Source organism: Nostoc commune NIES-4072, assembly GCF_003113895.1.
In the GTDB taxonomy this organism is placed as follows: Bacteria; Cyanobacteriota; Cyanobacteriia; order Cyanobacteriales; family Nostocaceae; genus Nostoc; species Nostoc commune.
On sequence record NZ_BDUD01000001.1, the window covers coordinates 4,094,779 to 4,103,487 of the forward strand.

At 42.2% G+C, this 8,709-nt stretch carries 9 protein-coding genes; 2 read left to right on the plus strand and 7 right to left on the minus strand.

Going from position 1 to position 8,709, the window contains the following annotated elements; translation table 11 throughout:
* Positions 1-116 precede the first annotated feature (116 nt).
* The 6 genes from CDC33_RS18010 to CDC33_RS18035 form a co-directional block, all read right to left on the minus strand.
* Positions 117-518, minus strand: coding sequence for a M10 family metallopeptidase C-terminal domain-containing protein (locus CDC33_RS18010; RefSeq protein ID WP_109009644.1), 402 nt, complete (start codon positions 516-518; stop codon positions 117-119).
* Positions 502-801 carry a hypothetical protein gene (locus CDC33_RS18015; RefSeq protein WP_109009645.1) on the minus strand — a complete coding sequence of 100 codons (300 nt, stop codon included), beginning with the start codon at positions 799-801 and terminating at the stop codon, positions 502-504. Before CDC33_RS18015 ends, CDC33_RS18010 begins: the two co-directional genes overlap by 17 nt.
* Positions 802-1,353: 552 nt before the next feature.
* Positions 1,354-1,968: a Uma2 family endonuclease gene (locus CDC33_RS18020; protein ID WP_181374061.1), complete on the minus strand. Its 615-nt coding sequence runs from the start codon at positions 1,966-1,968 to the stop codon at positions 1,354-1,356.
* A 225-nt stretch (positions 1,969-2,193) separates the two neighbouring features.
* Positions 2,194-2,823, minus strand: coding sequence for a restriction endonuclease subunit R (locus CDC33_RS18025; RefSeq protein WP_109009646.1), 630 nt, complete (start codon positions 2,821-2,823; stop codon positions 2,194-2,196).
* A gap of 33 nt (positions 2,824-2,856) precedes the next feature.
* On the minus strand, positions 2,857-3,633 hold the full coding sequence (gene map / locus CDC33_RS18030; RefSeq protein WP_109009647.1) for a type I methionyl aminopeptidase: 777 nt from the start codon (positions 3,631-3,633) through the stop codon (positions 2,857-2,859).
* Positions 3,633-4,655: a Gfo/Idh/MocA family protein gene (locus CDC33_RS18035; protein ID WP_109009648.1), complete on the minus strand. Its 1,023-nt coding sequence runs from the start codon at positions 4,653-4,655 to the stop codon at positions 3,633-3,635. Before CDC33_RS18035 ends, map begins: the two co-directional genes overlap by 1 nt.
* A 1,251-nt stretch (positions 4,656-5,906) precedes the next feature.
* On the opposite strand from CDC33_RS18035, the gene CDC33_RS18040 reads away from it, so the two are divergent.
* Entirely contained in the window at positions 5,907-6,206 is a 300-nt protein-coding gene (locus CDC33_RS18040) for a ferredoxin (RefSeq protein WP_109009649.1), read from the plus strand.
* Positions 6,207-6,403: 197 nt separating this feature from the next.
* On the opposite strand, the gene CDC33_RS18045 is transcribed toward CDC33_RS18040, so the two are convergent.
* On the minus strand, positions 6,404-8,140 hold the full coding sequence (locus CDC33_RS18045) for a SpoIID/LytB domain-containing protein (protein WP_109009650.1): 1,737 nt from the start codon (positions 8,138-8,140) through the stop codon (positions 6,404-6,406).
* Positions 8,141-8,252: 112 nt separating this feature from the next.
* Here CDC33_RS18045 and CDC33_RS18050 point away from each other — a divergent pair, with 112 nt between their 5' ends.
* Positions 8,253-8,516 (plus strand): ParB N-terminal domain-containing protein, encoded by a 264-nt coding sequence (locus tag CDC33_RS18050; protein ID WP_012410090.1) that lies wholly within the window; start codon positions 8,253-8,255, stop codon positions 8,514-8,516.
* The last annotated feature ends 193 nt before the right edge of the window (positions 8,517-8,709 follow it).

Below are 8,709 nucleotides of genomic sequence, written 5' to 3' on the forward strand. Positions count from 1 at the left end.
AATAAACGACTACCCGAATTCAATATAGGAACTTAGTACAGTTAGTATTTCTAACGCAAACGCTCCCCTCCCCAAGGCATGGGGGAGGGGTATTAAGGACTTTTGCAAGAAGTCTATTAAACGATAATATCGCTTGCCACTAGTAGTGGTGATCCTTCAAGCTGAATCTCGAAATTAGCAGATAGATTACTATCAGTATTACCTTGGAGAATATCTTTTGAATAACGGATTTGACCTGCTGTGGTGAATGCGCCACTTCCTATGTAAGTGAAGGCTTGGTCGCCCGCTATATTCGTGTTAGCGTCTATGCCAGATAGATCGATTCGATCTCCTGGTAAGTTACCGTTTCCAACAAAATCTTTGATAATATCCCGTGACAAACCAGGTTGACTATCTGAAACTGAGTCAAACTGGAAAACATCGTTGCCAGTACCTCCATAGAGAGTATCCTTGCCTGTACCCCCATTGAGTAAATCATTGCCACCAAGGCCAAAGAGAGCATCAGTGTCCTCCCCCATAGAGGTAATCGTTGCCTGCAACGCCATCGACATCATCTCCTTGAATGACATCGGAGTTAATACCCCCATAGATAGTATCGTTCCCAGCACCACCATTGATGAAATAGCTGCTAAGAGAAACAGTGCCGAGAAAGTCGTCACCGTCTAATCCGTTTATGTAAACTTGTTCAAAAATACTACTCGGAAGAAAATTATCTCCTATAGGATCATCTACCTTAAAGTAAATTAGACTGTCAGGGCCTGGAGTACCGTTAAGAGGATTTGTATCTGCGAATTCTGCCATTGATGAGTTTATCCTTAACTTAGAGGGTAAAAAGATTACCTCATCACTTCCCCATCATCAAACGGCGTTGCTGATTAAAAGTATGAATTTGGTTTCCTCCAAAGGCGCAAAGGAAACAGTTTAAAACATGGAGTTTCACACTTTCATTCAGCAACGCCGAGAAAATAAGGTGGAGAAATAACGAGTGGGAAGAGATAACAGAACCATACCTAATTGGAACAGGTCTTTGCTATTAACTTTGAAAATTTAAGAAGCACTGGATTTATAGCGGTTCTTGCTTGGATGCAACACAGTTTGACCTCTCTCCAAACCTCTCTCCTAAAAGGAGAGAGGCTTTGAATCTTACTCCCCTTCCCTCGTAGGGAAGGGGTTGGGGGTTAGGTCTGTATTGCACTTAAGTGAGAAGCGTTATATCGATAATTGTTGACATCAAAATAGTGCCAAGAGTCATGTTATATCGTTTTTGCACTTTTCTAACATAACCCCCACTAATGAATTATTAAGCAGTTTACATACTTCTCCCCAGAAAGCGCCACGTATTCCACAATAACTCTAGCGACCTGCAACAAATATCTGTTCTGCTGTCAAATTCAGGTCTGGAAATGTTTGGGAGATGAGGCGTTCTGTTCCCCTAAATTGTTGTCCTTGATAAGTTCCATCGACTAACTGATAAATCGTGATTACAGGTTGTTTGGATAAGCCAATGTAGCGTTTGCCTCCTAACCCTAGATAATCTACGATCCAATACTCCCCAACACCTAAAGCTTCATAGTCTTCGACTTTCCTAGCATAGTCATTCTGCCAATTGGTGCTGACAACCTCCACGACCAATTTAACAGACTTGCCTAGTGTAATCACTGGCTCAGTTTTCCATAATGGCTCATTCGCCAAAGCCGTTTGATCAAGAATCACAACATCAGGTCTAAAGGCTGAATTTTGACCTAATGGTTTAATCAGGCATTTCATGGGAATAAACCAAGGCAAATTGAGCAGATCAATTGCTACGTTGAGCTTACGATTAATTAACCCAGCTACCTGTTCATGAAGTCCAGTGGGTTCCAAGTCGATTAGTTCTCCGTCGATTAACTCGTAGCGTACATCATCCAGATAGCCAGCAACGAATGCCTCAGAGCTAAGATTACTTGTATTAATAGTGGCTGAGAGCATAGAGATTTCGCCTTCCAGGTTCAGCTGACAATTTAGGTTATGTGGAAAAGTCCACCAAAAACCTAACCCCCTAACCCCCTTCCCGACGCGGGAAGGGGCAAAATTCAAAGTCTCTCTCCTTTTAGGAGAGAGATTTAGAGAGAGGTTTTCCAGATGACCTGAATTGTCAGCTAGGTTCAGAACTAGAGCAGCAATACTGCTCTTAATTATTTTAACTAGCTTTGATTAGGCAAAAGTCAATTGACTAATACGCTTCAAAATCTGGAGTACATTATATAACTCATTACCACGGTTACGGACATCAAAAATATCTGAAGTGGCATAGCGAGGAGGATGACCTTTAAGCAGTTTAATGAACATAAAACTGCCACCAGAAGTAATCATGCCAAATACTACATCTTGTGACTGGGGAACAGCCAGCATATATGCCAGAATTTGGTCAAGTCCTGCTTCTACCGAATAAGCAACCTGTTTAGACTCAATAACTGTTACCCAGAATTTTTGATTTAAAAGTAAGAAGTCAATTCGTCCTTTGATGATAGTTTGCTTGTCTTGTGTTTCAATCTCGATAGATTTCTCTAATTTGAGGTGAAAAGGAGGTAAATAAAACTTGCCAATGAATAGCAGTGGCGATAAAACAATCGTGTTAACTGTATTTTCTAATAAAGGCGGATAGTTTCGTAAATTTATGTAACCTGCCTTTATTTGATCCAATAGCTGCTTTTCTAAGCTTGTCAGTTCTGGTAGGTCATCTTGCCACTCTCGAAAGAATTCTTCCGAATCAACTAACTCTAATCCATAGAGCAATATTAGTTGCTCAAGTGTGACGTTTTCCGCAGCAAGAGTTTCAACCATTATGTTAATCAAGTAGTAGAAAAATCTACTAGTTTAGTAATTCTCGCCTTCAGGTAGAGTGAGGATTTCAACGCCATCTTCAGTTACAGCTAGTGTATGTTCACATTGAGCAGAAAGCTTGCGATCGCGCGTGACCGCAGTCCATTTATCGCCTAGAACCTCGACTTCGTAAGTACCTTCGTTAATCATTGGCTCAATAGTAAAAACCATCCCTGGTCTGAGGCGCTTACCCTTACCCCGTGTGCCATAGTGGGGAACATCCGGCGCAGTGTGAAAAATGTTACTGATGCCGTGTCCAACGAAATCTCGCACTACAGAAAAGCCTTGTGCTTCAGCATACTCTTGAATAGCTGCACCAATGTCTCCAATGCGGGCCCCAGGTTTAACTTCAGCAATACCCAAACGCAAACACTCTTCTGTTACCTCTACAAGCTTTCTTGTTTTTGGCGAAGGAGTACCGACAAAGAATGTCTTAGATGTATCGCCGTGATAACCCTCAACAATCGGCGTTACATCAATATTAATAATGTCACCTTCTTTGAGAATTTGCTTGGCATTGGGAATGCCGTGACAAATTACCTCATTTACACTAGTGCAAATAGATTTAGGATAGCCCTTATAGCCAAGGGGTGCGCTTTTTGCTCCATGCGCTTGCGTCCAACGTTCGGCTTCATCATTTAGTTCAAGAGTGCTAACTCCTGGCTTCACGAACTGTTCGAGATGCTGGAGAAGTTTAGCTGCTAAACGCCCAGCTTGACGCATTTTGTCTAATTCTCGTTGGGATAAAATAACAATTAGTTCGCTTTTCATTAACTTTTATCTAAAGTATCTTTCATAAACATAGTTAACCCTGTCTGTGCAGCTCTTTGTGCAGCATCAGCAACTTTTAGGGTATACAAGCTCTCTTCTGGGGTAACGTACAAAGGAGTACCATCAAAAAGATGGTCTAAAACCATACTCGTGTCTTTGGCAAACAAACCCCGGCGAGGGCCAACCTCTATAGGTGTTGTTTCCCCTGGCTGGATAAACAATCCTGTGTCGCCATCAAAAATCAAACCACCTTTTTCACCGTGAACTTCAAACTTACGTTCTGATTGCCAAATACTTTCGCCTTTACCATAAACTACTTGGGCTAGAAGTCCACTATTAAAGGATAGTTCACTAGTGCAGAAACAGGTTTGGTAGTATTCCGGTTCTGTTTCCCAATATCGCTGATGACAGTTAACAGTAAATACTTTACCAAATAAATCGGTGAGACGATGTAGCCGAGACAAGGCACCTATTAAGGGAAAACCGAACAACTCGTGGTTATAAGTCCATTTGCGGGGTGCCGGATTCTGGGGATTGATAGTACTGTAGCGAACATAAAAAACTTCACCAATTTTGGCTAGGTTTTTTTTCAAGGCTTGATGCAAACCACCTAAAAGTTCAAGGTGTTCAACGTGCAGGAGTTTTTGTTGTGCTTTGGCTAAGGCAATTAATTCCTCAGCTTCGACTACATCCAATGAAAGAGGATATTCTACAACTACATGTTTGCCGTTGGTAAGTGCTGCACGAGCGATCGCACCATGATCTCGATTAATAGTAGAGATCACCACTAGGTCTATATCTTCACGCTCTACTAGCTCTTGCCAAGAACTCAACGCTTCAATTTGGTACTCTTTGGCAAAGGTTTCTGTTGTTTCTGCGGTATGACCAACAGCTGCGATTAACTGCGATCGCATTCCCTCATTATGGAGCAATGCCTCAGATCGAAACTTTGCTGCATACCCAGTACCCACCAAACCTACACGCACTTTTGCTTTTTCCAAAGCTGCTCCTGAATTATACATGATCCTCACTAGTTATGTTTTTGATTATTTCACAACAACATTGTGGAACGCGTGGAAGCCACTTGACTTTCAGGCAGTGGAGGAAACGCGCCACGGGTGGTTTTAACCACCGTGAAAAATGATAATATTGTTGTGCGAGTAGGAATAATCATCTGCGCTAAGAAGTGTTTTGTAAGGAGTGACCCCTGACTTGCCTCGTACCTGCACAAATTGCAGCTCTGGGCAAACAAGTAATGGGAAAGCACGGAGCGCACCGAACTGGCAAGTGATGAACTCGGAAAGCATTCTAAGTAAGCGCAATTGCAATATCTCTCGTACTGGTAGTTGTTTTGAGCGTCTAGGGGGATATTTGACTATCCCTTTTAAGCTAAGTCTTAGAGAATCTGCGTGTCTTTAGACCGCAGAGTGTCAACAGTTTAGACTTTACAACATTCGTACTAGGGCATGTTTTCAAAACTATAACCACAAAATAATCAAGACGTTAGTACAGTTAATGTCTTCTGTTGCATCTAGCTAGAGTAGGGATACAGCAAGACTGATATTGAGAAAATCTCTACCTGATCGAATGAAACAGCTTTGCTTCTTAAGGGAAGTTGGGGATCTCTTCTGCGTAAGTCTGACAAAATATAGGTGGCATTACAATACTGCTCCGGTAAAGCATTTTTAACTCGGCATTGGGTTTAGGGAAAAGGGTAAAGGTTTAGGACTTACGCAAAAATTGCTAAAAAGCTTAATTTCTCGAACCGCCAAGACGCCAAGAGCGCCGAGAATTCGTAGAGTGTGCGTAAGTCCTAAGGTTAAACCAATTCGCAATTCGCAATGACGCTCGTTCCTCGCTAACGCAATTCGCAATTACGTTTTGTGACGGGGATTTAGACCCCGACACAAAACGTGCTGCCTATCTTGCTGGGGACTTAAACCCCCAAAGTTCGTTAAAGGTTTTTTCTTTCCCCTTTTCCCCAAAACCCGACAAGTATTGGGTGGCATTAATCCTATTCATATTTTTTATCCATTAATATAACTTTTTCTAATTACAGCCTGACTAGGGACGGAAATAATATAAATAAAACTTATCAGGATTAAGCAACTAAATTTCATTACTAATCGGGTTCAATTTCCAGTCACATCGTTTAATTTTTCTCGTAGTATCAGATTGAAGCAAATTTGAACGAGCGGCTAATCACACAGAACAGCCGTGACCTTTGCCTAAAGATAACTTATACTACCGTTTGCAAAAAAGAGGATTACTCAATGCCAACTTATAAAGTGACACTAGTCAACGATGCTGAAGGACTTAACACAACAATTGACGTTCCTGATGATGAATATATTTTAGACGCTGCCGAAGAACAAGGTATTGACCTACCTTACTCTTGCCGCGCTGGTGCTTGCTCGACCTGTGCAGGTAAACTGATAACCGGTACAGTTGATCAGAGTGACCAGTCATTCTTAGATGACGATCAAATACAAGCTGGATATGTACTGACTTGTGTCGCTTACCCAACCTCTGATGTGACAATTGAAACTCACAAAGAGGAAGAACTTTACTAAGAGTTAGGCGCCTCAATAATAAACCTCTTGCAAGAGTTAGTGATGTTGAAAAAATAGAAGCACCGCATCTAGTGTTAACGCCCTTTCAATGCCGTGTCTATAAAGCGACTTTGAAAAAAGCCTAATTTCGTGTTGAGCAGGAACACAAAATACTGTGTTCCTGCTTGATTTTTTCAGTATGGACTTTTCTGATTAACTTAAAGTTTAGTCTCTTTGCTGAAAATCTGAATCTGAGTACCAGGATAGTAGAATTGGAGAATTTTGGGACTTGACCAACCTAATTTAGCTAAATTTTGAGCGCCAGTTTGACTCAAGCCGACTCCATGTCCTAATCCACCCCCAATAAAAGCGTATCCCCAAAGATCGGGTTTTCCTTTATTTAAGGGTTCTATGTAAAATAGCGTACTTCTAGGAGCAGCAAAGGCACTACGAACTTCGTCTTTGTGGAGAACAAAGGTGCCGTTATCAGTTTTGACGGCAAGTTCAAGGATACGCCCACTCTGGCTTCGCTTCACTACTGCCATAGCCTGAATTGTTTTAAATTTGGCATAAGGACTGTTTTTTACCTGTAAAAATTTCTGCAAGTCCTTGGTAATATCCTTTAAAGGGGTTTCCTTATGCCAACGAAACATATCCCACTTGCTTTCATTAAATCCTTGTTGGATATTAATAAATTTTTGGAAGTTATTTTCATCTGCTAAACTCTGCTTAGACAAGTCCCAAAAATTAGTTGCAGCATCCAGTACAGGGCGCAGATAGGGACGATCTTCACCATTCCAGACATCGCTGAAGGAGGCGGTAACGCCACCAGTAGTAGAAGAATAAAGGGCATCTACTAGTTCGTTTTTATAGGTTACTACCTTACCCCTGGTGGAGGCGATCGCTTTGTCTGTTTTGGCAGCTGCTCCATTCAGCCCATAATAAACTTGGCAGTGAGTATCAGCACACAACTGATAGTTATCTGCTGCGAACCTGCGTAAATTTCTTAAAGCATAAGTCCGAGCCAGAATTGCTTGGGCTTCTAGCGCAGCTGTTGGTGCATCTGTACCTATTTCGTAAGGCACAACCCCACGCAAATAAGTTTCTAAAGGAACTTGGTTAACTAGAGTGTATGTGCCATAAGCATTTGGCTGCAAATTCATTCGCCCAGCATAAAGACGAGCATTTTCAGGTTTTTCGCTTTTATTCACCCGAATCAAGTTTTTATCAGTACTGATTTCCAAATCATTCGGGCTATAGCGCTTACCATCCACCACCCAACTAACTCGCGGTACTTGTTTTAAAACTTTAGTATCAAGATATACTTTTTCTTTCGTAGAAGCTTGGATGTTCTGCAATAGCAACCGTCGCAGTAAAGGAGTGCTATAAACATCGCGTTTCGCCCAAACCTGCCAGCGTTCTGGCTGGGCTATTTCCACTTCCATTCCTTGAGAACGCCATTTATTAGCACTGTCTTCCGCAGTTTCAAAGGTGCGGTATGTGCCTAAAACTACTACTTCCTCGACTATTGGCTGGGGTAAAGCTTGCATGACTGTTTCCAGCTTTACAGGATTCTTGGTAACTAAGGTTTGCTGCTTATTGCTTGCAAGAAATTTTAGCTTTAAGCGATCGCCTTTTGTGGATTCTAGTTGCAGTTTGGCTGTAGGTTGTGAGCCAAATCGCTGCACAATCCCAATTTTCAGTTCCATACCCTGAATGTTACTCTCAGGAGCTGATGCAGCAGTTAGTCCCAATAGACAAAATGTAGTCAGCACAGTGTGGGAAAAACGCCAAAGCGAAAATTTCATAGCCACCTGATAGCGTACCCCTATCGGGAAGCAAGCTACGCGCAGCATTTCCAAGAGCGATAGCGAGTAATCGATTGTCTTCTGCCCCTTAATGCGGTGTTGGAGCTGATTTTCCGATTGCTTTGTAGTGCGGTTTTTTTGTCGCATGAGTGCTCCAATGATACCATTAGCAGTTTTGCCCAAAATAGTTGCAAAACGTAGTCATAATGACTATGATTTATTTAGAGACACAAAACAGAACTAGTTGGATAAACTCCTTATGGTTAGAGTCCAAGAAATTCCATTAAATCAGATAAAACGGCCATTGCCTCGTGCAAACGATCCAAATAAAGTGCAAGCTTTAATGGAATCGATTGCGGAGATTGGGCAGCAAGAACCTATAGATGTCCTAGAAGTAGATGGACAATATTATGGCTTTTCTGGTTGCCATCGGTATGAAGCTTGCCAGCGTTTAGGCAAAGAAACCGTTTTAGCCAGAGTTCGTAAAGCACCCCGCAGCGTTTTAAAGATGCACTTGGCATAGAGAATGGGAAGCAGGGGAAGCAGGGGAGACAGGGGGAGCAGGGGAGACAAGGGGACAAGGAGACAAGGTGACTTGTGAGAACTTGCAACATTGCAACAAGTCTTTCCCCAATCCCCAATCCCCAATCCCCAATCCCCAATCCCCAATCCCCAATCCCCAATCCCCAATCCCCAATCCCCAATCCCCAATCCCC

Coding starts and splice junctions, on each gene's coding strand:
- CDC33_RS18050 (WP_012410090.1), top strand. CDS start 8,253: ATGGTTAGAGTCCAAGAAATTCCATTAAATCAGATAAAACGGCCATTG.
- CDC33_RS18045 (WP_109009650.1), bottom strand. CDS start 8,140: ATGCGACAAAAAAACCGCACTACAAAGCAATCGGAAAATCAGCTCCAA.
- CDC33_RS18020 (WP_181374061.1), bottom strand. CDS start 1,968: ATGCTCTCAGCCACTATTAATACAAGTAATCTTAGCTCTGAGGCATTC.
- CDC33_RS18010 (WP_109009644.1), bottom strand. CDS start 518: ATGGGGGAGGACACTGATGCTCTCTTTGGCCTTGGTGGCAATGATTTA.
- CDC33_RS18035 (WP_109009648.1), bottom strand. CDS start 4,655: ATGTATAATTCAGGAGCAGCTTTGGAAAAAGCAAAAGTGCGTGTAGGT.
- map (WP_109009647.1), bottom strand. CDS start 3,633: ATGAAAAGCGAACTAATTGTTATTTTATCCCAACGAGAATTAGACAAA.
- CDC33_RS18025 (WP_109009646.1), bottom strand. CDS start 2,823: ATGGTTGAAACTCTTGCTGCGGAAAACGTCACACTTGAGCAACTAATA.
- CDC33_RS18040 (WP_109009649.1), top strand. CDS start 5,907: ATGCCAACTTATAAAGTGACACTAGTCAACGATGCTGAAGGACTTAAC.
- CDC33_RS18015 (WP_109009645.1), bottom strand. CDS start 801: ATGGCAGAATTCGCAGATACAAATCCTCTTAACGGTACTCCAGGCCCT.